Annotated in this window: 20 protein-coding genes; 5 read left to right on the forward strand and 15 right to left on the reverse strand. The window is 34.2% G+C overall.

The features are described 5' to 3' along the window. Window positions 1-106: 106 nt before the first annotated feature. Window positions 107-2,644 carry a YhdP family protein gene (locus tag CAV_RS05730; protein WP_148131225.1) on the reverse strand — a complete coding sequence of 846 codons (2,538 nt, stop codon included), beginning with the start codon at window positions 2,642-2,644 and terminating at the stop codon, window positions 107-109. Between CAV_RS05730 and mltG the strand changes: the two genes are divergently transcribed. Beyond that, window positions 2,559-3,557 carry an endolytic transglycosylase MltG gene (gene mltG, locus CAV_RS05735; protein WP_094325798.1) on the forward strand — a complete coding sequence of 333 codons (999 nt, stop codon included), beginning with the start codon at window positions 2,559-2,561 and terminating at the stop codon, window positions 3,555-3,557. The two genes, CAV_RS05730 and mltG, sit on opposite strands and share 86 nt — an antisense overlap. On the opposite strand, the gene CAV_RS05740 is transcribed toward mltG, so the two are convergent. From CAV_RS05740 to groES, 8 genes are all read right to left on the reverse strand, one after another. Beyond that, window positions 3,558-5,186, reverse strand: coding sequence for a hydrogenase small subunit (locus CAV_RS05740; protein ID WP_094325573.1), 1,629 nt, complete (start codon window positions 5,184-5,186; stop codon window positions 3,558-3,560). Between the two features lie 188 nt (window positions 5,187-5,374). After that, window positions 5,375-6,553: an amidohydrolase family protein gene (locus tag CAV_RS05745; protein ID WP_094325574.1), complete on the reverse strand. Its 1,179-nt coding sequence runs from the start codon at window positions 6,551-6,553 to the stop codon at window positions 5,375-5,377. Beyond that, the gene (locus CAV_RS05750; protein ID WP_094325575.1) at window positions 6,543-7,442 is read right to left on the reverse strand and encodes an NAD(P)H-dependent glycerol-3-phosphate dehydrogenase; all 900 of its coding nucleotides are present in this window, start codon (window positions 7,440-7,442) and stop codon (window positions 6,543-6,545) included. Before CAV_RS05750 ends, CAV_RS05745 begins: the two co-directional genes overlap by 11 nt. After that, the gene (gatB, locus tag CAV_RS05755; protein ID WP_094325576.1) at window positions 7,442-8,860 is read right to left on the reverse strand and encodes an Asp-tRNA(Asn)/Glu-tRNA(Gln) amidotransferase subunit GatB; all 1,419 of its coding nucleotides are present in this window, start codon (window positions 8,858-8,860) and stop codon (window positions 7,442-7,444) included. The genes CAV_RS05750 and gatB overlap by 1 nt, the downstream gene beginning before the upstream one ends. Beyond that, on the reverse strand, window positions 8,860-9,060 hold the full coding sequence (locus CAV_RS05760) for a hypothetical protein (protein ID WP_094325577.1): 201 nt from the start codon (window positions 9,058-9,060) through the stop codon (window positions 8,860-8,862). Before CAV_RS05760 ends, gatB begins: the two co-directional genes overlap by 1 nt. After that, the gene (locus tag CAV_RS05765) at window positions 9,057-9,737 is read right to left on the reverse strand and encodes a F0F1 ATP synthase subunit A (protein ID WP_094325578.1); all 681 of its coding nucleotides are present in this window, start codon (window positions 9,735-9,737) and stop codon (window positions 9,057-9,059) included. The genes CAV_RS05760 and CAV_RS05765 overlap by 4 nt, the downstream gene beginning before the upstream one ends. 144 nt (window positions 9,738-9,881) lie before the next feature. Next, window positions 9,882-11,519, reverse strand: a complete 1,638-nt coding sequence (groL, locus tag CAV_RS05770) for a chaperonin GroEL (RefSeq protein WP_094325579.1) — start codon at window positions 11,517-11,519, stop codon at window positions 9,882-9,884. A gap of 17 nt (window positions 11,520-11,536) precedes the next feature. Next, a complete protein-coding gene (groES, locus tag CAV_RS05775) occupies window positions 11,537-11,797 on the reverse strand; it encodes a co-chaperone GroES (RefSeq protein WP_094325580.1) in 261 nt (86 codons plus the stop codon). Window positions 11,798-11,975: 178 nt separating this feature from the next. Here groES and CAV_RS05780 point away from each other — a divergent pair, with 178 nt between their 5' ends. From CAV_RS05780 to CAV_RS05795, 4 genes are all read left to right on the forward strand, one after another. Beyond that, the gene (locus CAV_RS05780; protein WP_094325581.1) at window positions 11,976-14,273 is read left to right on the forward strand and encodes a hypothetical protein; all 2,298 of its coding nucleotides are present in this window, start codon (window positions 11,976-11,978) and stop codon (window positions 14,271-14,273) included. 221 nt (window positions 14,274-14,494) lie between these two features. Beyond that, on the forward strand, window positions 14,495-15,739 hold the full coding sequence (locus tag CAV_RS05785) for a glycosyl transferase (protein ID WP_148131226.1): 1,245 nt from the start codon (window positions 14,495-14,497) through the stop codon (window positions 15,737-15,739). 108 nt (window positions 15,740-15,847) lie between these two features. Beyond that, window positions 15,848-17,182 carry a DNA repair protein RadA gene (gene radA, locus CAV_RS05790; protein WP_094325583.1) on the forward strand — a complete coding sequence of 445 codons (1,335 nt, stop codon included), beginning with the start codon at window positions 15,848-15,850 and terminating at the stop codon, window positions 17,180-17,182. A gap of 62 nt (window positions 17,183-17,244) precedes the next feature. Further along, window positions 17,245-18,507 (forward strand): NAD(P)/FAD-dependent oxidoreductase, encoded by a 1,263-nt coding sequence (locus tag CAV_RS05795; RefSeq protein WP_094325584.1) that lies wholly within the window; start codon window positions 17,245-17,247, stop codon window positions 18,505-18,507. Window positions 18,508-18,623: 116 nt separating this feature from the next. Here the strand turns inward: CAV_RS05795 and CAV_RS05800 are convergent, their stop codons facing one another. Genes CAV_RS05800 through CAV_RS05825 form a run of 6 tightly spaced genes read right to left on the reverse strand, consistent with a single transcriptional unit; the run spans window position 18,624 to window position 25,648 of the window. After that, on the reverse strand, window positions 18,624-20,432 hold the full coding sequence (locus CAV_RS05800) for a menaquinone biosynthesis decarboxylase (protein WP_094325585.1): 1,809 nt from the start codon (window positions 20,430-20,432) through the stop codon (window positions 18,624-18,626). A gap of 8 nt (window positions 20,433-20,440) precedes the next feature. Beyond that, window positions 20,441-21,367 (reverse strand): hydroxymethylbilane synthase, encoded by a 927-nt coding sequence (gene hemC / locus CAV_RS05805; protein ID WP_094325586.1) that lies wholly within the window; start codon window positions 21,365-21,367, stop codon window positions 20,441-20,443. Continuing rightward, window positions 21,364-21,774, reverse strand: coding sequence for a hypothetical protein (locus CAV_RS05810; protein ID WP_094325587.1), 411 nt, complete (start codon window positions 21,772-21,774; stop codon window positions 21,364-21,366). The genes hemC and CAV_RS05810 overlap by 4 nt, the downstream gene beginning before the upstream one ends. Beyond that, entirely contained in the window at window positions 21,767-23,476 is a 1,710-nt protein-coding gene (locus CAV_RS05815) for a proline--tRNA ligase (RefSeq protein ID WP_094325799.1), read from the reverse strand. The genes CAV_RS05810 and CAV_RS05815 overlap by 8 nt, the downstream gene beginning before the upstream one ends. Beyond that, window positions 23,466-24,761, reverse strand: coding sequence for a glutamyl-tRNA reductase (gene hemA / locus CAV_RS05820; RefSeq protein ID WP_094325588.1), 1,296 nt, complete (start codon window positions 24,759-24,761; stop codon window positions 23,466-23,468). The genes CAV_RS05815 and hemA overlap by 11 nt, the downstream gene beginning before the upstream one ends. Then, complete coding sequence (locus CAV_RS05825) at window positions 24,761-25,648, reverse strand: polyprenyl synthetase family protein (protein ID WP_094325589.1); 888 nt, start codon at window positions 25,646-25,648, stop codon at window positions 24,761-24,763. Before CAV_RS05825 ends, hemA begins: the two co-directional genes overlap by 1 nt.

The raw sequence follows: 25,648 nt of genomic DNA on the forward strand, positions 1-25,648 counted from the left end.
CAGTTTCCTTTTATTCTTTATAGTTAGAAAATTATACATAAAAAAAACTACTTTTATGGTTTTTAGATAAATTTTTACTAAGAAAGTGTAATTGAGTAACAGTTTGTCACTTAAACCAAGTAGAAGGTATTTCTATGATGTTTTTTATCAAATTAAAAGGCAGTTTTATAGTCTCTTTGAAAATTTGAGTGCTAAATTTCGGCTCTTGCAAACTTCCCTCAACCAAGATTGCAGTTGATATAGACATATCTTTGCCTAAAATTACTTGATTTAAAATAGGAATTTTTGAGATAATTTGTGAGGCTGATTTTAAAATCTTAAGCTCAAGTTCCACCCTTAATCTATCTTTTTTTAAGTCAATAGCACCAAAGCCTAGCACATCGACGCTGTCTCCATCTAAAGCCAAGGAAGTGATGTTTATATCGGTATTTTTCTTATCAAACAAAACTAAACCTTTTTGTATGCCAAGCCCTTCTTTATTAAAAGTAGGTGTTTTAAACAAAACAAGTGATGGAACTGTGTCTATAAAGCTTATTAGTTGATTGTGAAATGTCAAGCCCTTTATATAGGTTTTTTCTAAAACTATGCTTCCATTAAAATCCCTGGTGCTGCTGCCCTCTATATTTAGCGAGAATTTGCCGTCTTTAACAACATCTTTTGAGAAAAACTCATTAACAATTTTATCGTTAATATTTTTTGCTTGCAACAAAAGCTTATTTTTTCCTTTGTAAAAATCAAAACTAGACGCATTTTTGCTAGCATTAATCCTCATAAGATCGCCATTTACACTAGCAAAAAGCTTATCAAATTTCAAACTTTTATTAAAATCAGCAAGAATAAGACCTAGGTTATTAGCATTTAAGTTTATATTTAAGTTATTATTAAAAGCAGAATTTAAATTTTCTACATCCTTTAAAACAAAATTTATATCTTTTAGCTGCAAAGATAAGTTCTTATCATATAAATCAAGCTCTATATTTTTCTTATCGTTGCGTATTTTCATACCTTTTGGGCTTTTTTCTATGTAAAAATTATCTTTTATTGTGTTGCTTGAATTTAGCTCTATAAAATCATTTGTAAAAACGCTATCTTTAAGACTTACACTAAAATTATTAAAATCTTGACTTTTAAGATGTAAAAGACCTATTTTGCTTACATTTAAATCCTGCATTATGGGCGAGTATTTTTTAAATTTAAGTATATTTTTGCTGTAAAACTCAATCCCCTTGCTTAAATTTAAATCAAGGTCCCATTCCTTAATACCAAGCATTAAATCATTTGAAAAATCAAGATTAATGCTTACATTTTCATCCATTAAATCAAGCAAATTATCAAAATGAAGCCTGTTAATATAGGTATTAAAAGTACCTGATTTAGAGGCTAAATTTATATTAGAATTAAAATTAGCATTCAAAAAAGAATTAAAAACCGCAAAGGATTTTAATTTTAAATTTGTATTATCTAGCACAACAGTGCCTTCTTTTACAAAGAAATCAGCTAAGGTGCTTTGGACATTTTTTAACTCAAAAACACCCTTAAAATCATTTTTATACTTTGCTTGAAAAGGAATATTTATACTTAAATCACTCTTTACAAAGCCCGATTTTTGAGAAAGAGGCAAAGAAATTTTGTAGCTGTTTAAAAGCTTATGCACCTTTGAATCTAGGCTCAAGTCATTAGAAAGAAGTCTTATATTTATGCCTATTTTCTTAGGATTTGCTATATCATAAATATAAACCTTGCTTTTGCTTATATCTTTTCCTGCAAAATATGCTTTCTCAAAGTAAAAATCAAGCTTTTCCTTACTTAAATTTAAATCAAGCTTTGGTATGAAAATTTCATCAACACCGTCATTTAAAAGCAAAGTCAAATCATTTGCCACACCAAAACCGCTAAGCTCTTTGATCTCAAATGCCTTAAAAAGCTTTCTTTGCATTTTTAATGTAAACTCATCTATATAGTAATTCTTAGGCACAGCCTTTTTGCCAAGCCAAAGAAGTAAATCCTCATCAAGCTCTATATTTTTTGAGACTAAATCAAATACATCTTTTATATCACTTGCATTTATATCTTTTAAATTCACAAAAATATTATTATCATCAAAACTTGTGTTAAAATCAAGCTTTATGCTCTCAGACAGCAAAGAACCATTAATGTCGTATAAATTTTCATCCGTATTTATGTACAAAAACGCATTTAAGCTAGCGTTTAGTTCTGTGATATTAGCTTCTTTGATGTAGGCTAGGATGTTGTTATCTATCTTACTTACATCAAGCTTTAGCGAGAGTTTTTCATTTTCTAGCAAAATTTCACTTCGTTTAAATACAATCTTGAAATTCTCATTTGCTATCTTAAAATTATCAACCGAAAATTCTTGCAAGAACAAAAAGGCATTTTCAAGCTCTTTCATGTAAGATAAAAGCACTTTTGCAAAGCTCTCATTGCTTGTATTATTGCCAAAGTCCAAAATGTTGATTTTTTTTGCCCTTATTATAAGTCTCTTATCTAATTTTATATATAATTCTTGCACAGAGAATTTTTTACTCTCAAAAGAAGATATGTTAAAACCAATTTTAAGCGTTATAAAAGGAATTATAAAGACTATGAAAAACACAATGCTAAGATATATGAGTTTTTTTTTCATCTTAGTTGAAGTTCTCCTTATACTTATGATAGGGCTTTTTTATTATCTACTAATGCCGATTAAAACAAGTTCAGTAGTGTATCTGCCTCAGGGTTCTGTTAGTAAAATTATAGCTGATTTAAACACAAATAATAATAAAATGAGCAAAATTGATGAACTTACTTTAAGATTGCTTGGACATCCTCAGGCTGGCTGGATTAATATAGGCAAAGAAAATTTAAGCAAAATAGACTTTTTATACAAGCTAACAGTTGCTAAAGCAGCACTTGAAAGCATTACTTTAATACCTGGAGAAACAACTGTAGTGTTTTTAGACCAAATTTCAAAACAGTTGAATTTAAGCAAAGAGAAACTTTTAAGCGAATATGAAAAACAAGCCAGATATAAAGAAGGCATGTTGTATCCTGAAACATATAAAATTCCAAAAGGAATAAATGAGGAATTACTTATAAAACTACTACTACAACACAGTCAAAATGCTTTTAAAACAGCTTCCACTAAGTTCTTTGGCGATTATAATGAAAAAAAATGGCATGATTATGTAATCATAGCTTCTGTGATACAAAAAGAAGCTGCAAACAACGAGGAAATGCCAATAGTTGCTTCGGTCATTTATAACAGACTAAGAATAGGCATGAAGCTTCAAATGGACGGCACTTTAAACTACGGAGAATACTCTCACACAAAGATTACTCCGCAAAGAATTAGGGAGGATGAAAGCTCATATAATACATACAAACACGAGGGCTTGCCAGCTGAGGCTGTGTGCAATGTCTCACTAAATGCTATAAAAGCTGCGATTTTTCCTGCAAAGAGTGATTATTTGTATTTTATGAGGGATAAAAGCACGGGGCAACATATCTTTACAACAAATATCAATGACCACAACAAAGCTGTTGCGGCACAAAGATAATTAAAAATAACTATATAAAAAAGGATGCTTGTAATCAGAATTTACAAACAAGGCCTTGCTTTTATTAGTATTTTTAACAAAATACAGCAAGGCTTCGTTTAAATTCTTAAAAAGCTCCTTTGAAGCTGAAAAGGCTAAAGCTTCTAAATCAAGCCCTCCACAAAGATAGATAAGCGGCATACGCATAGACTTTGATATATCAAGCTTTGCTTCGTTTTCTTTGCAGCTAAGCTTCATATCAAAAGGACTTGCGTGCTTAAATTTATAACTAGCACCGGCCTCTAAAAAGTCCCTGGCACTTTGCAATTTCTCCCCTTTTGCAAGCACATATATATAAGAAAAGAAATCAAAGATATTAGAACTAGGCCTTGACTCCTCGTCAAAATTTTCCTCTATATAAGTGTAATTTTTAGGAAATTCTTTCTTGTAAGTTTCTAGCAATGAAGCACCCATTTTATTTTTAGCTATGCTTTGAAGTATCAATTTTACATTACTTTCAAAGCTCAAATTCAAAAGATTTAAGGCTTGATTTTCGCTTTTATTTAGAATTTGTAAGCTATCATTTATGCTAAGCAAGATATTTGTATCGTTTAGCTCGCTATCTTCTTTCATGGTGCTAATGTTTAAAGAATTAAAAGAATAATCCTTATAAGCTGCTTTGTTACTCATAGCAAGTTCGTAAAATCCAAAATCGTCCCAAAAATTTGGCTCACAACAAGCCATACATCCGTGTCCTGCTTGCACAGGCCAAGAAGTTTTGGAATTAAATTTAACCTTAGGGCAGTTATTGTAGGTATAAGGCCCCTTGCAACCTACCTTAAAAAGACAGGCGCCATTTTTAGCCAAATCATCATCAAATTTTTGTGCAAAAATTCCACTTTCAAATTTGGCCTTTCTTTCGCACATATCGTGCAAACACTTGCCATAAGCCCATTTAGGCCTGTTGTTTTCATCTAAATTTGGCTCTACTCTAAACAAGGCATAAAAGGCTAAATTTGCTACTATGTTTATATCACTTGGCGGGCAGCCGGGTACATTTACTACTTTATTGCTTAAAACTTCTGAAATACCGCAGCATTTGCTAGGATTTGGCATGGCAGCTTGCACTCCACCATAACTAGAACAAGTTCCCATAGCAAAGACGGCTTTTGCCTTTTTTGCAAGTCTTTGAAGCAAGTCATAAGCACTTTCTGCATGTGCTCCTATGGTTAAAAAATAAGTATCAATAGCAGCTACCCCACCCTCAACCGCTAAAACAAAATCCTCATTAGAATCTAGCATATCTTCTATACACTCATCTGCTTGCCAGCCGGCAGCACACATGATTGTTTCGTGATAATTAAGAGAGATAAAATCAAAGACAAGATTAGCAAAATCAGGCCTATCTGTTCTAAAAAAGCTTTCAGAACACCCCGTACATTCAGCTAGATGAAGCCATATAACATTTAGCTTTGGAGTGATTTCAAACGCTCTTTTAGCTATAGGCAAAAAGTCATTTGGCAAGCTTAAGAGCTTTAATAAATTTTGAACATAAGTCTCATCTATCTGTCTAGCTTCTTTTTTGTCTGAGCTTTCAAACTCAGCAACTCTTTTTTCTAATATAGCCTTTAAATCATCATTGCTTAACATCTCGTAGCCTTTCTTTAAAGATAAGGTATTGTAACATTTTTTTTCAACAACAATCAAAATTTAGCACAATAAAAATTTTTTTTAGTAACTAGACTTAACAATAAAATCAAATACCAAAAATATTTTTGTTTAAAAATTCGCATTGGCAAATAAGTAATTTCAAACTTAAAAAGTGAAAAAACAAGAAGTTAATTCACAGGTGAACCTTTTACATAATGAGCCTTTATATTGCCAAAAAGTTCATCTTTAGAGTATAAAGAATTTGCTTTTGTAGCAATTTTTTCATTCTCATCAAGCAAGATAAAATTTGCTTCTTTGTTTATAGCTATTTCACCGCAGTTTAAGCCAAGTAACTTAGCTGCATTAAGTGAGGTATAAGTACAAAGCTCACGCCAAGAAAGTAAATTTTCTTTTATAAAAAAAGTGTTGCAAAGTGCTACATACTCGCTTATGCTATGCACTCCAAAGGCTGCCTCATAAAAGGCTAAATCTTTTAAATGCAAGGATTTTGGGCTGTGAAATGAGCTTAAAAAACTTATCTTACCCTCTTTTAAAGCTTGTCTTAAAAGTCTTACATCATCTTTTGTGCGAAGGGGCGGCAAAAGCTTTGCATAAGTGTTAAAATTCTCACAAGCACTTTCATCTTTTAGTAGATTATGTATGCTTACAAGCTTTAAATCCTCTTTTTCTAAGAGCTCTAAAGACTTGGCAAGACTTAAGCTTTCAAAGACTATGTTTATGCCGTAAAATTTAGCTATCTCTTTCATCTTAGCCACCTCGCTAAGCTCACAGATAGCACTTATGCCAGATAAGCCTAGGCTAAAGCTTAACTCGCCGTCATTCATCACGCCATTATCATCAAAATTCTCATCATAGCAAGAGACAAACAAAGGCACATTTTTCATCAAGGCATAATTCATAGCCTGTTTTATAGCATAAGCATTTTGCGAACTCTTAAGCTCTAAAGCCTTTACGCCATTATTTACAAGGCTTGAAACATTTTTAAGCTTAGATTCATCATCGAGCACACAAGCAGAGGCAAATACATCCAAATTTAAACTATCAAGCACTTGCTTAAGCAAATCAAAGCTGTTTTCATCGTAATTCATCTTATCTCTAAGTAAGATAGCACTAAGCCCACCTTGCAAACACTCGCTTTGTAAAAGCCTTAAATTCTCAAGGCTAAAACTATCATTTTTTAAATTTACATTCAAATCCACAAAAGAAGGTAGCAAGGTAAGATTTTTTGCATCAAAAATCTGGCTAGAGTGTGATGATATGTTTTTTGAAATTTCAACTATATGCTCGTTTTCAATCCTTAAATCCAAGCTTTCTTCGCCATAAATCCTAGCATTTTTAATCAGCATTGCCCCGCCTTAGTAAGTCTTTTAAAGAGTGTTTTACATCTTTACCTTGCAAGATTAAGACAATCTCATTAACGATGGGCGTATAAATTTGTTCTTTACTCGCAAGTTCTTTTATAGCAAAAGCAGTTTTCACGCCCTCTGCCACCTCTTTTAGCTCAAGTAAAATTTCATCTAAGTTTTTACCCTCTGCTAACATAAAGCCTACTCTATAATTTCTTGAAAGAGCCGATGAGGCGCTTAAAAAAAGGTCCCCAGCTCCGCTTAAACCCAAAAAAGTCTCATCATCTGCACCAAAAGCCTTGCCAAAGCGGTGCATTTCCACAAGACCTCTAGCCATCAAAGAAGCCCTTGCATTGTTTCCAAGCCTTAAACCATCGCTGATACCGCAAGCTATGGCTAGGACATTTTTATAAGCTCCGCAAATTTCAGCTCCTCTTACATCTGTGTTTGTGTAGGTTTTTATATAGCTTGGGAAAAAATTTGAAAAGTCCTTAGCTAACTTTTCATCAAAGGCACTCAAAACAAGGGCACAGGGCAGCTTTTTCATAACCTCACTAGCAAAGGATGGACCACTTAAAACGCAAAGCTGTTCTTTTGAAATGAAATTTAAGAAAAGTTCATCTAAGAATTTAAGATTTGCGTAATCAACACCTTTTGAGGCTAATAAAATCTTTTGTCCATTGTTTTTGAAATTTAACTTAAGCCATTCATAAATTCCTTGTGTGCTAAGCGCAAAGACTAAAAATTCTTTTTCTAAGGCCTCATCAATGCTTATGAAATTTTCAATATCTCTTTTATTTATAGAGCTTATAAAGGGCTTGTGATTTTCACTAAAGGCGTGATAAAGCGCACAGCCCCATTTTCCAGCTCCTATAACTGCGATACTCATCAAGAAAGCTTTGCTTTTAAGAGCTCATTTACCTTAGCAGGATTAAAAGCACCCTTGCCCTCTTTCATAACCTGTCCCACAAAAAAACCAAAGAGCTTATCCTTACCAGACTTATACTCAGCTACCTTGTCTGCATTCTTACTTAGAATTTCATCTATGATTTTTTCTATAGCACCATCATCGCTAACCTGCTTTAAACCAAGTTTTTCAATAGCCTCATCAACCTCAACATCAGTATTTTCAAAGATATAAGCTAGAATGTCCTTTGCAGCCTTTGCACTTATAGTACCATCCTCTATCCTAAGCAATAAAGAAGCTAATTTTTCAGCACTCACAGGAGAATTTTCTATACTATAATCTGCCTTTAAAAGTCCCATTAACTCGGTGTTTAGCCAAGTTACACAAAGCTTTGGATTTAAATTTTTAGCAATTAAGCTTTCAAAAAATCTAGCCATTTCCAAAGAAGAGGTTAAAATTTGTGCGTCTGCTTCTTTTACACCTAAATCTTTTACATATCTTTGTCTTTTTTCATCAGGAAGCTCTGGTAATTTAACATCAAGCATTCCTTTTTCAAGTACAACAGGAAGCAAATCAGGGTCTGGAAAATACCTATACTCAGCACTATCTTCCTTACCCCTCATACTCTTTGTTATAAGTTTTGTAGTGTCAAAAAGTCTAGTTTCTTGCACGACTTCTTTTTCATAAAGCCCGTCTTGCCAAGCCTCGCTTTGTCTTTGCACCTCGTAATCAATAGCCTTTTGTATAAAGCGAAAGGAATTTAAGTTTTTAATCTCCACCCTAGTATAAAATTTATCATCATTTTTAGGGCGAATGCTCACATTTACATCACAACGAAAAGAGCCTTCTTGCATATTTGCATCTGAAATATCTAAAAATCTTATAATGGAGTGTAATTTTTTAAGATAAGCCACAGCCTCATCACTGCTTCTTAAATCAGGCTCAGAAACTATCTCAAGCAAAGGAGTTCCCGCTCTGTTTAAATCCACCTTTGAAAAAGCACCCTCGTGTATGTTTTTACCAGCATCTTCCTCTAGATGTGCCCTTGTGATACCTATCCTTTTATCCTCTCCGTTTAAATTTATAAAAAGCTCTCCATTTTCAACTATAGGCACATCAAATTGTGAAATTTGATAAGCCTTTGGTAAATCTGGGTAGAAATAATTTTTTCTATTGAAAATGCTTTTCTCATTTATCTTTGCATTTATAGCCTTGCCAAAGGATACAGCCTTTAACACAGCTTCTTTATTTAAGACAGGTAAGGCTCCGGGTAAGGCCAGGCAGGTAGGGCATACATTGGTATTTGCCTCCTCTCCAAAGGAGGTTTTACAAGCGCAAAAAATCTTACTTTTTGTATTAAGCTGGGTATGAACCTCAAGTCCTATAACTACTTCAAACATCATTTTTCCTTAGATTTTAAACTTTCTTTTAATTCATAATTTTCAAGCAATAAAAAAGAGATTATAAGCATAAAAAAACCGGGTATAGCCCCTATACAAAGATGAAAGATAGAATTCTCATATATGTTAAAATAATACAGTGCTCCAAAGAGCAAAAAAGCCCAAGAAGCACCCTTAAGAAATTCTAAAAAATATATCAATGACCTTCCTCAACCACAGTCGCACCGGCCAAATAAACATAGGTAAGTATCATAAAGATAAAGGATTGTAAAAAAGCCATAAAGGTAAGTAAAACAAAGGCTGGTAAAGGTGCAACCCAAGGTGCAAGTGCTAAAACAACCGCTAAGAATAAATCATCACCCTTGATATTTCCAAAAAGACGAAAAGATAGGGATATAACCCTTGATATGTGAGATACTATTTCTATTGGAAACATAAGCGGAGCTATGGCTGGAACTGGACCCATAAAATGTCCAAAATACTTAAAAAAGCCCTGAGTTCTAATGCCTTCAAAATGATAATATAAAAAAACTACTATAGCCAAAGAAGCTGGCAAATTTAAAGAAGCAGTTGGAGCGTGAAAGCCCGGGATTATCCCTATAATATTAGAAAAAAATACTATAAAACCTATGGTAGCTACTAAAGGCAGATATTTTCTAGCCGCAGCCTCACTTCCCATAGTGTCTTTTCCCATACTCAAAATACCATCTAAAAAAGCTTCTGCTAAATTTTGCATACCTCTAGGCACAAGCTGCATAGAAGAAGTGGCTAATTTTGCAACTATAAGTGCTAATACTATAACTATAGCTAGATGAAAAAAATAAGAAAAAGTGTGACTCGGATCTATCAGGGAGCTAAATAAAAACATATCTTTCATTGCTTATCCTCTTGTGTTTATTTTAAAGCCTAAATTTTAGCATAATATTGATAAAAAGTGTTAGCAAAATGAAAAAAATGTGAAAGTAAGATAAAAAATGATACAAAAGAATGCACTGAAATAAATCAGTGCATTGGGTGTGGCTTACATCATACCGCCCATACCACCCATTCCTCCCATAGCGCCCATATCAGGCATAGCAGGTTTTTCTTCTTTTATATCGCTTATTGTAGCCTCTGTTGTAAGTAGCATAGAAGCAACTGAAACAGCGTTTAAAAGGGCTATTCTCTCAACCTTTACAGGATCTATGATACCCTCTTTTATCATATCTACATATTCGCCTTTTGCAGCGTCAAAACCTAAATTTACATCGCTTGAAGCCTCTACTTGATTTACCACAACACCAGCGTCAAAACCAGCATTTTCAGCTATTTGTCTTAAAGGCGCTCTTAAAGCTCTTTCAACTATAGCAGCACCAATTGCTTCATCTCCGCTTAAATTTAATTTTATCTTAGTTTTTGCTTTTATTAAAGCAGCTCCACCGCCTATAACTATACCTTCTTCAACAGCAGCCTTAGTAGCACTTAAAGCGTCATCAACGCGGTCTTTTTTCTCTTTCATCTCAGTTTCAGTAGCAGCTCCAACCTTAATAAGTGCAACACCTCCGCTAAGCTTTGCTAGTCTTTCTTGTAGTTTTTCTCTATCATAATCGCTTGTGGTTTCAGCTATTTGAGCCTTGATTTGATTTACTCTAGCTTCTATGTTTGCTTTCTCTCCAGCACCATTTACTATAGTGGTATTATCCTTGTCTATGATAACGCTTGAAGCTTGACCAAGATCATCTATAGTAGCACTTTCTAAGGTTCTTCCAAGCTCTTCAGCAATCACTTCTCCACCTGTTAAGATAGCTATATCCTCAAGCATAGCCTTTCTTCTATCACCAAAGCCAGGAGCCTTAACAGCAGATATATTTAAAACACCTCTTAATTTATTTACAACCAAGGTAGCTAAAGCCTCGCCTTCTATATCCTCAGCTATTATTAAAAGAGCCTTGCCTGTTTTTTGAATTTGCTCTAAGATAGGTAGCAAGTCCTTTAAGCTTGTGATTTTTTTATCAAAAAGCAAGATATAAGGGTTTGAAAGCTCAACTGTCATCTTGTCAGCATTTGTTATAAAATATGGGCTTAGATAACCTCTGTCAAATTGCATACCCTCAACAACATTTAACTCATCATTTATAGACTTAGCTTCCTCAACTGTGATAACTCCGTCCTTGCCAACCTTTTCCATAGCATCAGCTATTAAGGCACCGATTTTTTCATCTGAATTTGCAGATATTGTAGCTACTTGAGCTATCTCTTTTTTATCCTTAACCTCTCTTGAAAGATTTTTAAGTTCAGCTATGATAGCCTCGCAAGCCTTATCCATACCTCTTTTTACTTCGATAGGATTAGCTCCAGCTGTTATATTTCTAAGACCTTCTTTAAAGATAGCGTGAGCTAAAACAGTAGCTGTTGTAGTGCCATCTCCTGCTTGATCAGCAGTTTTAGAAGCAACCTCTCTTACTAAAGAAGCACCCATATTTTCTAGGGATTCTTTTAGTTCTATTTCCTTAGCTACGCTAACTCCATCCTTTGTAATGCTAGGAGCACCAAAGCTTTTTTGTATCAAAACATTGCGTCCTCTTGGTCCCATAGTTACTTTTACAGCGTCATTTAGCTTTCTAACGCCTTCATAAAGTTTGTTTCTTGCTTCATCTGAAAAAAATATTTCTTTTGCCATTTTACTTTCCTTAAAATTTATTTAACTATACCTAAAACATCATCTATGTTTAAAACTAGATATTCATCAGCGTCTAGTTTAACTTCAGTTCCGCCATACTTAGCAAATAAAATAGTATCGCCCTCTTTTAGCTCACTAAGCTCCTTGCTAACAGCTACAACTTTTCCTGTTAAAGGTTTTTCTTTAGCATTATCTGGTATAATTATGCCAGAAGCTGTGGTTTTAGTTTCCTCAACACGTTTAACTAAAACACGTTTTCCTAAAGGTTGAAAATTCATTTGTGTTCCTTTCGTATAATTTTTTGTTTGTTTTTTATATCAACTCTACATTAAATTAAGAGTAAAAAAATTATAGCAAATAAAAATGAATTTTGTCAATACTTTAAGTAAAAATATTTATAAAACTTTAGTGTAAATGACTAAAGTTTTATAACAACATTAATGAAAGGTTTGAAAAATGAAGAAAATTTTATACGGTGTTTTAGCCGTTTTTCTAGTCATCTTAGTTGCACTATATGTAGTGCTTTTTACGTCTTTTGGCAATAAATTTGTAGCCGGTATCATAGAGGATAAAATTCGCACCGCAACCGCTCTTGATATAAATGTAAGCAAATTTGAGCTTGGCCTTACTAAGCTTAATACAGAGCTTGACATAGCAAATATGGCCAAATTTACAGTAGATGGAAACTTGAGTCTATTTAGCTTAGGGTTTGATTTAAATTATCTACTAAGTTTAAACAAGGACTATCTTGCTAAAAACAATATAAAAACCAAAGAAAACCTAAATTTCGGCGGTGCTGTCTTTGGTTCTGCCTTTGATTTTAACGCTAGCGGCAGGGGACAACTCTTTGGCTCAAATGTAGAGCTAGATGCACATATACTAAGCTTTGCTCCAGCACTTGTGAATTTAAATGCAAATGGCATAAAAATAGAAGAGCTTTTGGACCTACTTTCAAAGCCTAGATACGCACAAGGTGTCATAAACATAAACGCAGATATTTTCACAAAAGAAAACAAACTTGCAGGTAATACACTCATAAATCTTTATACAAAGTCCTTAGACTATAAAAGTATAGAAAAAGATTTTAACCTCTCCTTGCCTACAAACTCCGAGCCAAACGCCGATATAAAAGCTAATATCAACGGAGACTTAGTAGCTGTAAATACGGTGATTAATAATTCCTATGCTGAACTCTTAGCCAAAAACACTCAGTTTAATCTAGGCACTCAAATTTTAACTAGCGATTTTACTGCGAATTTAAAGAATTTGTCGCCTTTAAAAAGCCTTGCTAAAACAGAGCTTGCAGGAACTGTTGTCTTAGATGGAAATTTAAGCTTTGATGTCTTAAATTCAGCCTTAACAGAACTAAATGCAAAACTTAAAGGCTCAAAAATCAAAGCCGCAACGCTTTCTAATGTGAATTTAGTTTTAAACGCTGTAGCTAAGGGCGATAAGGAACTTATAAATTATGATGTAAAAATGGATTCAAATTTAGCAAAGATTACAAAGGCTAATGGATATTATAAATACCAAAATTCAGAGCTTACAAGTGATATAGAAGCAAAAATTGACGACTTAAAAGCCTTTGACTCTTCTTTGCAAGGCACGGTTTTAGCCAATGCAAATGCTAAAATTACAGGCTCTGTGATAAATTCTTTAAAAGCTAATATAGATCTTGCAGGTGGAAAAATAAGCGCAAATTCAGACGGAAAAACCCTTGATTTGAATATAGATAAAATCGATATAGCCAAAGCCTTAGCCATAGCGGCTCAACCAGCTTATCTTAGCGGAAATTTAAACGCCAAGGCACATTTAAGTTCGCTTGATTTTACAAAGCTAAATGGTAATTATGAAGCAAAGGCTAGCGGGCTTTTTAATCAAAAAGCACTTTCTGCCATGCTTGGCAAAAACTTCCCAGCAAATAAAAAATATGATTTTAACTTAAACGGGGACATAAAAAACAGCGTAGTGAATTTTAATGCGGTGCTAAACAGCGACCTGGCAAATTTGAAAAGCTTTAAAGGTAGCTTTGACATAAACAAGGCCAAACTAAGCTCAAACTATGTATTTGACATATATAATCTTGCAAATCTTGGTTTTTTAGCTGATAAGAAATTCAAAGGCAGTTTGCAGCTTAATGGAGAGGCAAATTTTGACAAAAGCCTAAATTTGAGTGCAAATAGCTCAAATTTCTTTAGTGGAACTCTTAAAGCTACCATTGTAAATAACGCCTTAAAGGCTGATATATCAAACGTTGATTTTTCTAACATGATGCAAAGCCTTGATTTACCTGATTACTACGAGGGAAAGGCGAATGTGGATGTGAATTACAATCTACTAAGCTCAAGCGGTGTAGCAAGCGCGAATTTAAACAATGGCAAATTAAAAAGCGTAGGTATTATAAAAACAGCTGAAACGCTTACAAAAAGTGATTTTTCAAAGGATTCTTTTTCTGATGCTAAGGCTGTAGCAAATATAAGTAAAAATTCTGTGTCCTTGGATGTAAATTTAGTATCTCCTCGCGTTAAAATAGCCATAAATAAAGGCTTGGTAAATACCCAAAGTGGAGCTTTAAATATGCCTTTTAGCTTGGGTGTTGATAAGGCGACTTTTAAAGGAACCATAAAGGGAAGCACTGCTAATCCTAGCATAAGTATAGACCTTGGCTCAGCCTTAAAATCAGCCGCCGATAAATTCCTAAAAGACAAAGGTGGAGAAAAAGTAAATAAGCTCTTAGACAAGCTTTTTAAATAAAATAAGCCCTTTTTTAAGGGCTTAAATCAAATTTCGTTTTTTTTTTTTTTTGATACAATGCGTTAAAAACTAGGAAAAGATATGAAAAAGAATGTAATTTTACTTGGCGGAAGTAATTCTATAATGGTAAATGCTCTGCAAAAAGGCTTAAAAGATAGCATAATTAAACGGGGGGGGGGGCTTTAGACTTTCACAATTTGGCCTTAGGAGCAAATGATTCCTTGCACAAAATTTTTACTATAAATAAAAATGAAGCACTTTTTCATAAGGCTGAATTAGTAGTAACAGAAACAAACATTAATGATTATGACCTTTTTCACTACGGTAAATCCTTTGAAAAACTAGCCCTTTATATGACTTTGCTTTGTAAAAAACTAGCTTCATTTAATGCTAAAATTGTTTTTATAATTCTTCCCTTTCAGGTAAGACAAGCTAATGATGAAAATGATGTAAAAAAGAAAAAATTAGTAGAAAATTTTTTAAGAAAAAATATAAATAATTTTGGCTTTAACTGCGTAGATATGGGAGCTTACTATGATAAGTTTAATCTTTTAGAATTTTTTACAAAGATAGATATTTATCATCAAGCAGGAAGTATAATGCGTATTTTGGGCAAAAATATCATAAAAAATATAGCTAATTTTCGCTTTCATACCCAAAAAACTGAGTTTAAAAGCGAATTTTTAATACTAAGCGCTAAGGAGCTTTTCAAAGAAAATTTAGAAAGCAAAAAGCTTGAAAATTCTATTTTTAACGAGCTAATCTACAAACTTGATAGCGATAGTAAGCTTAAATTTGATGAGAACTTTAAGGGATACCAGCTTTTAGGGCTTGCTCTTTGTAATTTTTTTGAAAAATGCGAGAAAGAGCCTTACTCAAGCTTTATACTAGAAAATACAGAGCAAAAAGTTATAAAATTTATTAGAAGTGCTTTTTATCTTTTTCATAGCTTAAATGCTGATTTTACAATAGATGAAAATTCTTTTATGTATTTTAATAAAGAAAATTTAGCCCAAAGTGAGGGCTCTGTTTGGATAAAAAAGGGCGATAAGCTTATCAACAACATAAATCATTGCGGTTTGTCCTATTTTTTCCTGGCTAAGATAGCTAAGGAGGATAAAGAATTTGAGCTTAAAGAGCCTGATGAGGAAGTAAAGCTTTTACAAGAGCTTGATTTTAGCCATTTAAGCCCAGAGGTAGAGGACTATAAAGAGCTTATAGATGAATACTGCTTTCATATGGAAAAGCTAAAAGAAAAAGAATTTCAAGATAAGATAAATGAGCTAAATTCTCAACTTTTAACTTTGCAAAAGGAAAATTCCTCTTTAAAAGAAATTCTAAGCTCTCAAGAACACAAAGCAAAAATGCTAAAACTTTCTTTCTTAGAAGAAAAAGTAAAAAGCAAAGAGCTTAAAAATAAACTTTTAGAAAAAGAGTTAGGCCGCAAGGATATACCTAGAAAATAAAATTTGAAATCAAAAAATAAAAGGCAAAGAATTTAAAATATAAATTAAAAGTGAGTATTTTTGAAACTTTAAGATTATATACTTTCTCATCTTTATAGAAAGGCAAAAATGGCAAAAAGTTCTACTATCTTTGAGTGTCAAACCTGCGGAAAAACAAGCAAGAAATGGCTAGGAAAATGCCCTGAATGTAATGCTTGGGACTCTTTTTTAGAGCTAAAGGAAAAAGAGTATAAAGAGCTAAACTCTAAAAAAATAAGCTCAGAATCAAAAGCCGTTTGCATAGAGGATGTAGAGATAGAAAGCTATGCAAGACTTGATACCTTAGATGATGAGTTAAATTTAGTGCTTGGGGGCGGGCTTGTGCTTGGTTCTTTGGTTTTAATAGGTGGAAGTCCAGGAGTTGGTAAATCAACCCTGCTTTTAAAGATAGCTTCAAATTTAGCTAAAAACTCGCACAAGGTTCTTTATGTAAGTGCAGAAGAAAGCAAAAGCCAGATAAAAATAAGAGCTAACAGGCTTGAGGCAAATTCAAAAAATCTTTTTTTACTATCTGAGCTTTGTTTGGAAGATGTTTTAGAGGAAGTAGATAAAAACAAATACGAAATTTTAATCATTGATTCCATACAGACTATGTATTCGCAAAATATAAGCTCTGCAGCTGGCAGTGTATCTCAGGTAAGAGAGCTTACCTTTGAGCTTATGAAGCTAAGCAAGGCAAGAAACATAAGCACCTTCATCATAGGGCATATCACAAAGGACGGAGCCATAGCAGGACCTAGGGTGCTTGAGCATATGGTTGATGTGGTACTTTACTTTGAAGGCGATATAGATAAGGAATTAAGGCTATTAAGAGGCTTTAAAAATCGCTTTGGAAGCACAAGCGAGGTTGGAATTTTTGAAATGAGTTCAAAAGGGCTAGTAAGTGCTAAAAACATAGCCTCAAAATTTTTTAGCAAGGGTAAAATCAGCTCAGGCTCAGCCCTAACCGTGATAATGGAGGGCTCAAGAGCATTGATAGTAGAAATTCAAGCCCTAGTTTGCGAAAGCTCATACCCAAAAAGATCAAGTACAGGCTATGATAAAACAAGGCTTGATATGCTTTTAGCCCTGCTTGAAAAAAAGCTAGGCATAAGTCTTTCTCATTTTGATGTTTTTATAAATGTAAGTGGAGGAGTTAAGATAAATGAAACCGCAGCTGATTTAGCCGTGGTTGCGGCTATAATTTCTAGCTTTAAAAATCGCCCTTTAAGCAAGGAAAGTATCTTCATAGGAGAGCTTAGCTTAAATGGAGAAATAAGAGAGGTTTTTAATCTTGAAAGCCGCTTAAAAGAAGCAAAAATGCAAAAATTCAAAAATGCTATAGTGCCAAATAAGGACTTTCAGGATGTGGATTTAAAATACTTTGCGGTAAGTGAGTTAAGCCAAGTTTTAGAATGGATGTAAAATTTGCAAAAGTTCTTGATTTAAGATACAATTGTAATTAACGATAAAAAAAGGTTTATTTCATGAACAATCAAGAAAACACTGTAGTATTAGATGAACTTAAATTACCTGAGAACCCAAGAATTTTGATTATAGGTGGTGGCTACGCTGGTTTAAAAGCTGCCTTAGGGCTGCAAAGGCTTCTTGACTTTTCTAAACACAAGGCTGAAATAAGCTTGATTAGCAAACATGACTACCACTATCAAACCACACTGTTACATAAAGTAGCTATAGGAACACTTTCGGCCAGAAAGGCTAGAATTTATTACAGAAAGGTATTAGATACCAATAAAATAAAATTTATAAAAGATAAAATCATAAAGCTAGAACCAGATAAAAACTGCGTGTATGGAAACGCTGGCAAATACGAATACGATGTCTTGGTGATAGCCCTAGGATTTAGACCTGATGGCTTTAATACTCCAGGAGTTAAAGAACACGCCTTTAAGCTATCGACCCTAAACGCCGCCTTAAAGCTAACAAAGCACATAGAAAATAAATTCAAAGACTACGCTCTTACAAAAGATGTAAATGACCTTAGCGTGGTTGTTTGCGGAACAGGATTTACAAGCATTGAATTTACCGCTGAGCTAGCCTCGCAAATAGATGAACTTTGCCTAATATGCGGCATAGATAGAAGCCTTGTTAAGGTTACTTGCATAGGTAGGAGTTCTAGAATTTTACCTATTTTTGATGAAAAATTAAGCTCTATAGCCACCAAAAAACTTGAAAAAATGGGCGTAAACATCATAACAAATAGCACAGTTAAAGAGGTCTTAAAAGACGGTGTGATTATACAAAGAGACGGCAAAGATGAAAAAATAAGTGCTAATACTGTTTTATGGGGTGCTGGAGTTAAGGGAAGCGACATCATAGAAAAATCAAGTATTAACAACATAAAAGGCAGGATAAAAGTTGATTATCAACTAAGATGTTTTGACTATCCAAATATTTTTGTAATAGGAGACAGCGCCCACCCTACAACAAAGGACGCAAAACACGCACCAACGGCACAGCTTTCAGCACAAATGGGAGACTTTGTAGCCTTAAAACTTGTTCATTTGATAAAAGGCAAAAGCTTTAAGAAGCCTTTTGTGTTCAAACACCGCGGCACTGTTTGTTCCATAGGCCATACGGATGGCGTTGGCATAGTGTATGGCAATTCTGTATCAGGAGAACTTGCAGCCTTTCTTAAAAATACCATCGAAAATCGCTGGTTGTTTTCTTTAGGAGGCTTTTCTATGGTCTTTAAAAAGGGACAGTTTAGATATAGAACTAGCAACTAAGGGGATATTATGGATAAATTTTTGTTTTTTATTAAAAGAGCTTTTGTAAATTTTTTATCAAATTTTTTACCTAGCAAAGAACACGGCGAAAATTCTTTGCATAGAATTTAAAAGGCTTAAAACTCATCGCCGCAAAGCTCAAAGTTATCAAAAAGCTCTTTATCCTCTTTTAAAAGCCCTCTTTTTATAAGCTCTTTTAAGACTTCTTTTGAACAATCTGTTTGCTTAGGCCACTGCCTTTCATAGCCATCGCTTTTATCCTTTACTTGCGCGTCTATGGCCAAAAGATCCTCATTTATATAAATATCTCTTTTAGCATCTATGTTATTTACCACACGCCATACTAGCATATATGGGTTTTTAAGGCTATTTTCCTTTCCTAAAAAAACTAAAATTCTAAAATGTTTTTTAAGGCTAAGTGCTTTTTTAAAAAGCTCACTTACCTTTTGCTTTTCATCTAAGATTATACAAAGTATAGGGCTTTTGGTGTTTGTGTAAAACTGCTTTAAAGAATGAAAGGCAAAAAGCTTTTTAAACTCTTTTTGCAAATTTTCATCATCTAAAAGCTCAAGCTCTCTTGTATTTTCACTTTCATTTGTTAAATCAAGCCCGGCCTTGCCACCGTAGCAAGAATTTGGAGAAGCGTGGTCTAATTGATCACAAAGACCCTCGCTGATTAAAAGCTTTTTAACACAAAAGCGATTTAGCATATAAGGTATAAGTTTTTCATAGTCCTTAAGAGGCGGTGCGTCTTTGCCTACAAAGATAGCGTGTTTTACAAAGCTCATTTGTCCAACCCCCCAAAAAGCATGCATTAACTGCTGTGCGTGCGCAGGATATTTAGCCTCTATCTTAGCTAGGATTAGGTTGTGAAAGACGCCATTTTCAGGCATATTATAATCAAGCAAATCAGGAGCGCTGGTTTGTAAAAGCGGTAAAAAAACTCTTTCTGTGCCAAGTGCCATAAACTTATCCTCTAAAGGTGGCTTTCCAACCACGGTTGCTTGATATATAGCGTCTTTTTTTGTCTTTATAGCAGTAACTTGCATAAGAGGAAAGGGCTCTTTTGGAGTGTAAAAGCCGGTATGATCGCCAAAGGGACCCTCAAGCTCAAAATGATTTACATCCACAAAGCCCTCTATAACTATGTCGCTATCATAAGGCACAAAAAGCGAATTTTCACAAGGAGCTAAGATGGCATTTTTCCTTTTTATAAAACCATAAAGCAAGAGCTCAAAAATACCCTTTGGCAAAGGAGCTTGACCGCACCATATATAAAGCGGATCGCCTCCTATGGCTATGCTTACAGGCATTTTTTCTCCGGCTTTTTTATACTCATCAAAAAAATGTGAGCCGTCTTTGTGAATTTGCCAGTGAACTAAAAGCTTATCATCATCAAAAACTTGCAAACGATACATACCAAGATTGTTTTGCTTTTTATCCAAACTTTGAGTATATACCTGACCCATAGTTATAAATTTATCAGCGTCTTTCTCCCAAGTTTTAAGGATAGGAAGCTCTTTTAAGGATGAAAGCCTTTGATACTCAAATTCGCCCTTTTTTTTAAGCCTTTTTGGCGGCACAGATTTTAAGGATAAAAGCTTTTTAAAAAAATCAAGCTTAGCTGAAAAAGTGTTTGGAATGTGCATTTTTAAAAGGCTTGAAATTTCACTTGCAACATCCTCATAATCCCTTGTGAAAGCTAGTTTTAATGCTCTTTCAGAACAAAAAGTATTCATAAGCACAGGAAAATCATAGCTTTTATTTTCTTTTTTATTAACAGGCTTTGTAAAAAGCAAGGCTTTGCCATCCTTTTTCTTAGCCTCGATGTAGGCAAGATGAGCTATTTCAAGCTCTGTATCCACCTCTTCATCTATCACTCTTAAAAGATCATTTTGCCTTAAAAGCTCTATAAAATTACGCATTTATCCTCCTAAGCCATTTGCAAAGCTCTTTGTAAAAGCTCTTTAGCACCCTTAGCTATCATACTTTGTGCTAGTTTAAGTCCGGCCTTTTCATACTCATCTTTTGAAATTTCAAGCTCTTCTTTTAAAAACTCACTTGCATCAGGTAGTCCTAGTATGGCTTTTATCCTTATCTTTTCATCTTTTAAACAAGCATTTATGCCTATTGGCACCTGACAACCACCCTCTAAATTCTTTATAAATTCCCTTTCTATAAAGGTTTCTATGTAAGTTTTTTCATCGTTTAAAAAGCTTAAAAGTCTTTCAAGCTCTAAATTCTCAACACACTCTACACCCAAAGCACCTTGAGAAGCAGCTGGTATCATCTCATCTAAGCTAAATTCACTTATATAATTTAACTCTTTTTCAAGCCCTAGCCTAGAAAGTCCAGCTTTTGCTAGGATGATAGCATCAAAGTCATCATTTTTAAGCTTAGCAAGTCTTGAATTTACATTGCCTCTTAAAGAAATAACATTTAAATCCTTTCTTAAAAGAAGCAACTGCATTTTGCGTCTAAGACTTGTTGTACCTACTCTTGCACCCTTTGGCAAGTCTTGTAAGCTTTTATACTTCATACTTAAAAAGCTATCTCTTACATCCTCTCTTTTTGTAACAGCAACTAGCTTCAAGCCCTTTGGGAAAAAACTTGGCACATCTTTTAGGCTATGCACGGCTAAATGCGTTTCGTTTCTTAGCATACTTTGCTGAAGTTCCTTTGTAAAAAGTCCCTTGCCACCTATCTTTGCTAAGGGACTATCTAAAAGCACATCGCCCTTTGTCTTAAAGCCTTGCAAGGACACCTTGATACCGTGTTTTTGCTCTATAAGCTTTTTTACATACTCGCTTTGCCAAAGAGCTAGGGCTGATTTTCTAGTGGCTATGATTAGTTCTTTCATCTTTTGCTATCCTCTACTATTTCTACATCTATGATTTCCTCATCATAGTCCTTGCTTTTATAAAAATTGTTTTCTTGTCTATAAGACTTATAAAAGCCTTTTTCTTGCCCTTTTTTTCTAAAAACAAGGGCAAAGATGAGTATGCAAGTGGCTAAAAAAGTGCTTAAAACGCCGGGCACTATAAACAAAAAAGCAGCTATAACATAGGAAAAATTTGAAAAAAGCTCTCCTAAGGCTAGAAGCCTAAATTCAAGCATATTTTTCCAAAAGATAGCCAAAAGAAAAATCCCTATAAAAAGGCTAAGTATGACAAGGATTAAAAAGCTAGAAAGCCCAAATACCAATATAAAGCCAAGAGATACTAAAAGCTCTACTACAAAAAAGCCTAAAAAAGATACTCTATACAAGTTTATCCTTTAAAAATTCAAAAAGCTCAGTGCTTTTTACAATGCTTTTGTTTAAGCCCTTTCTTTCTATGAGCTCAACCTCATCATTTTCCAAGCCCTTGCCAAGCACCACAGCATAAGGAAAGCCCATAAGCTCAAAATCATTTATCTTAACGCCAAATCTTTCATCCCTATCATCTAAAAGCACCTCAAAGCCCTCATTTTTAAGCCCTTCATAAAGCTCGTTTGCAAAGCTCACAGCCCTTTCATCTTTTAAATTTGAGATGATTATATCGCAAAGAAAGGGTGCTATTTTTTTATCCCAAATACAACCTTTTTCATCGTGCTGTGCCTCTATGGCAACAGCTACAAGCCTGCTTACTCCTATGCCATAACAACCCATATAAAAGGCATTTGCCTTGCCATTTTCATCCAAGAAAGTAGCATTCATAGCAGATGAGTATTTTTGCCCAAGCTTAAAGATGTGTCCTACTTCTATGCCCTTGCTTTGCCTTAGTTTAGCACCGCATTTTTCACAACAATCTCCTTCTTTAACAGCAACTAAATCTTTAAATCTCTCTTCATTTAAATTTACAACAGAAATTCCAACCAAATGATAATCTTTTTCATTTGCACCCATTATCATCTGGCTTTCATTTTTAAGCTCTTTATCCACATAAAATTCTATATCTTCTTTAAGATTTATAAAGCCTATAAAGCCCGGTGTAAGTCCTGCATTTATCAGCTCTTCTTCACTTGCATCGACTAATTCTAAAGCCTTACAAGCATTTAAAGCCTTTTTTTCTTGCAAATCATCACAACCCCTTATAAGAAAAAGCACCAAGCTTTCTTTCTTCTCATAAATAGCCTTTTTCACAACTGCTTTTATGGTGTAAAACTCATCCACCTTAAAAAAGTCCGCCACGCCCTTGATAGTCTTTACATCAGGGGTATAAAACTTAGCAGCATAATCAGCCTCAGGTCTATCTTTATCACAAACTTTTTTTGCCCTAGTAGCCACTTCAACATTTGCAGCATAAGAGCACTTTTCACAAGTGATAATATCATCCTCTCCGCTTTTAGCCAAAACCATAAATTCCTTAGAACCAGAACCCCCAATAGCCCCGCTATCAGCATCAACTACCCTAAAATTAAGCCCAAGTCTTGTAAAAATAGCCCTATAAGTCTTATCCATAAGCTCAAATTCTCTATCTAAGTCCTCTTTGCTAGAATGAAAGCTATAGGCATCTTTCATCAAAAATTCCCTACACCTTAAAAGACCAAATCTAGGTCTTGCCTCATCTCTAAATTTAAGCCCGATTTGATACAAATTTAAGGGTAGTTGCTTGTAGCTTGTGATTTTATTTTTAACTATGCTAAGCATAGCTTCTTCGTGAGTTGGTCCTAAGACAAAGTCATTTTCTTTTCTATCCTTAAAACGCAAAAGCTCCTTGCCAAAATTTTCATACCTTTTGCTTTCTTTCCACAAAGTTGCTGGAGTTACAAAGCTTAAATCAGTTTGCAAAGAGCCTGCCTTATCCATTTCTTCTTTCACTACATTATAAATTTTATCTAAAACCCTTTTGCCAAGTGGCAAGAAATTATAAAGTCCAGAGCCACATTGCTCTATAAAGCCTCCTCTTAGCAAAAAGATATGACTTGCTAAAGTGGCGTCCTTTGGGGCTTGTTTGGCGCTTGGTGCGTAAAAGTTGCTAAATTTCATTTTTATTCTCCACTGCATATTCGCATTTATATTCATCAAGTCCTTGTGCCTTTTCATCTAGTGCAAAGATGTAACGCATAGCATTTGCAACGGTATCACTTTGCACCTTGCCTTCTAAGTGCTTTAACTTCATAGTTGGGGTATGCAAAAAGGCTTTAAAAACCTGATGTATAAGCTTTCTAGCTTCTTCTTTGTCTGAATTCTTTAAATAACCCTTTTTTATAGCCTTTTTTAGCTCTTTTTGCGCACAATCCTTAGCAATGAGTCTTAAATCCTTGATGATAGGATTTAATTCCAAATCATCTAAGTATCTAAAAAACTCAACCGTCATCTTGCCTATGATAGCATAAGCATTGTGTGCCTCGCTTTCTCTTAGGGCTAAATTTTTCTTAACAACATCCTTTAAATCATCCACTACAAAGACTTTTACTTTGTCATTTTCCTTTATATCCACATCCCTAGGCACAGCTATATCAAAAAAATACCTCTTAAATTCAACTTCTTCTAAAAGCTCATCTGTTATGACAGGATCCTTTGAACTCGTAGCACAAAAGATAAACTCGCAAGAATTTACAAGCTCTTTAAGCTTAGAAATATCTTCGTTTTTTACCCCAAGTGCAAGGGCTAAATTCTTAGACTTTTCATAATTTCTACTAAGCACAGTTATATCAGCTTTAGTTCCAAGTAAGTGTTTGCAAAGCAATTCACTCATCTGCCCTGCTCCTAAAACAAGCACATCTTTGCCCTCTAAATTTGCTAAATCCTTAGCCTTTGTGATTGCTACTGAAGCCACTGAAACGGGGTTTTTAGAAATTTCTGTTTGGGTTCTTATCTTTGCACCACATTTAAAGGCAAAATGAAGAGCTCTTGATAAATTTTTAGCGCAAAAATTGTTTTCAATGGCAAAGGAAAAGCTTTCTTTTAGCTGTCCGGCAATTTGCGTTTCGCCAACCACAAGACTATCAAGCGAGGAAGCTACGGAAAAAAGATGATGTATGGCTGAGCTATCTTCGAAAAAATCAGCCCTTTGAGATAAATTCGCCTCATTTATCTCACAAAGCTTTGACATGGATTTTACCACCTGCTTACAGGCTAAGGAAGGATCTATAGAGTATAAAAAAAGCTCTACTCTATTACATGTGCTAAGTAGCATACATTCTAAGATATTTTTTTCTAAAAGCAGACTTTGTAGGAGTTTTTTTTGAGAAAATTCCAAAAGAGATAGCTTTTCCCTTAGTGCTATGTCTGTATTTTTATGTGTCCAGCTTACGCAAACATAGTGCATTAAAAACTCCTATCTATCATATTTTCAACTATATCATTTAATTTTTGATTATCATAGCTTTGTATGGCTTGTAAAGCTCTTTGTCCGTAAGCTAAAGCCTCGTTTTTGCACTTTTGCAAAATTTCATATCTAGCAAAAAGCTTTAATAACTCATCTTTTTTAGCCCCGTTAAGCTCTTTTTTATAAAAATTTAAAAGCAAGGATTTATCAGCTAAAGCCTCGTAAAGATAGATGTAAGGCAGGGTGCTTTTACCCTCTTTAAAATCACTAAAAGCTTCTTTGCCAAGTGTTTTTTCATCGCCTTGTACATCAAGTATATCATCTACTAGCTGAAAGGCTATGCCTAAATTTTTACCATATTCTTTAAAATCATTCTCATCAAAACCCGCTAAAATCGCAGCACTTGCCGCACTTGCCTCTATCAAAACCGCAGTTTTTTTATAAAGCATATCAAGATAAAGATTTTTATCAGCATTAAAAGACTTTGAAAGCTCTACATCTAAAAGCTCTCCTATAGCTAGTTTTGAAACAGCATTAGCCACGATAGAAGCTATCTTTTTATCAAGGCTAAGAAGCTCATAAAAGGCTTTTGAGTAAAAGACATCGCCTAGCATTAGGGCATTTTTCGCACCAAATTCAGCATTTACAGACCTTGCTCCCCTTCTTAAAGAAGCCTCATCCACTATATCATCGTGAAGTAAAGAAGCAAGGTGTATAAGCTCAACCACAGCACAAAGTCTGTATGAGCTTTCATTTTCCCCGCTTATGCTTAGTATAAGCTTTGAGCGAAGTTTTTTGCCTGTTTTTATGGAATTTGACATTCTTAAAACTATGTCATTACCTAAATCTTTTAAAAAATTTTGTATAAGAGTGTCTATTTCTTGCAC

It is taken from the genome of Campylobacter avium LMG 24591 (assembly GCF_002238335.1).
In the GTDB taxonomy this organism is placed as follows: Bacteria; Campylobacterota; Campylobacteria; order Campylobacterales; family Campylobacteraceae; genus Campylobacter_D; species Campylobacter_D avium.

What these genes read in the sequence shown, in the direction of transcription:
- hemC (WP_094325586.1), bottom strand. Translation starts at nt 21,367, where the DNA reads ATGAAAGAACTAATCATAGCCACTAGAAAATCAGCCCTAGCTCTTTGG.
- CAV_RS05730 (WP_148131225.1), bottom strand. Translation starts at nt 2,644, where the DNA reads ATGAAAAAAAAACTCATATATCTTAGCATTGTGTTTTTCATAGTCTTT.
- CAV_RS05795 (WP_094325584.1), top strand. Translation starts at nt 17,245, where the DNA reads ATGAACAATCAAGAAAACACTGTAGTATTAGATGAACTTAAATTACCT.
- CAV_RS05815 (WP_094325799.1), bottom strand. Translation starts at nt 23,476, where the DNA reads ATGAAATTTAGCAACTTTTACGCACCAAGCGCCAAACAAGCCCCAAAG.
- groES (WP_094325580.1), bottom strand. Translation starts at nt 11,797, where the DNA reads ATGAATTTTCAACCTTTAGGAAAACGTGTTTTAGTTAAACGTGTTGAG.
- CAV_RS05740 (WP_094325573.1), bottom strand. Translation starts at nt 5,186, where the DNA reads ATGTTAAGCAATGATGATTTAAAGGCTATATTAGAAAAAAGAGTTGCT.
- CAV_RS05750 (WP_094325575.1), bottom strand. Translation starts at nt 7,442, where the DNA reads ATGAGTATCGCAGTTATAGGAGCTGGAAAATGGGGCTGTGCGCTTTAT.
- groL (WP_094325579.1), bottom strand. Translation starts at nt 11,519, where the DNA reads ATGGCAAAAGAAATATTTTTTTCAGATGAAGCAAGAAACAAACTTTAT.
- radA (WP_094325583.1), top strand. Translation starts at nt 15,848, where the DNA reads ATGGCAAAAAGTTCTACTATCTTTGAGTGTCAAACCTGCGGAAAAACA.
- gatB (WP_094325576.1), bottom strand. Translation starts at nt 8,860, where the DNA reads ATGTTTGAAGTAGTTATAGGACTTGAGGTTCATACCCAGCTTAATACA.
- CAV_RS05765 (WP_094325578.1), bottom strand. Translation starts at nt 9,737, where the DNA reads ATGAAAGATATGTTTTTATTTAGCTCCCTGATAGATCCGAGTCACACT.
- mltG (WP_094325798.1), top strand. Translation starts at nt 2,559, where the DNA reads ATGTTAAAACCAATTTTAAGCGTTATAAAAGGAATTATAAAGACTATG.
- CAV_RS05745 (WP_094325574.1), bottom strand. Translation starts at nt 6,553, where the DNA reads ATGCTGATTAAAAATGCTAGGATTTATGGCGAAGAAAGCTTGGATTTA.
- CAV_RS05800 (WP_094325585.1), bottom strand. Translation starts at nt 20,432, where the DNA reads ATGCGTAATTTTATAGAGCTTTTAAGGCAAAATGATCTTTTAAGAGTG.
- CAV_RS05780 (WP_094325581.1), top strand. Translation starts at nt 11,976, where the DNA reads ATGAAGAAAATTTTATACGGTGTTTTAGCCGTTTTTCTAGTCATCTTA.
- hemA (WP_094325588.1), bottom strand. Translation starts at nt 24,761, where the DNA reads ATGCACTATGTTTGCGTAAGCTGGACACATAAAAATACAGACATAGCA.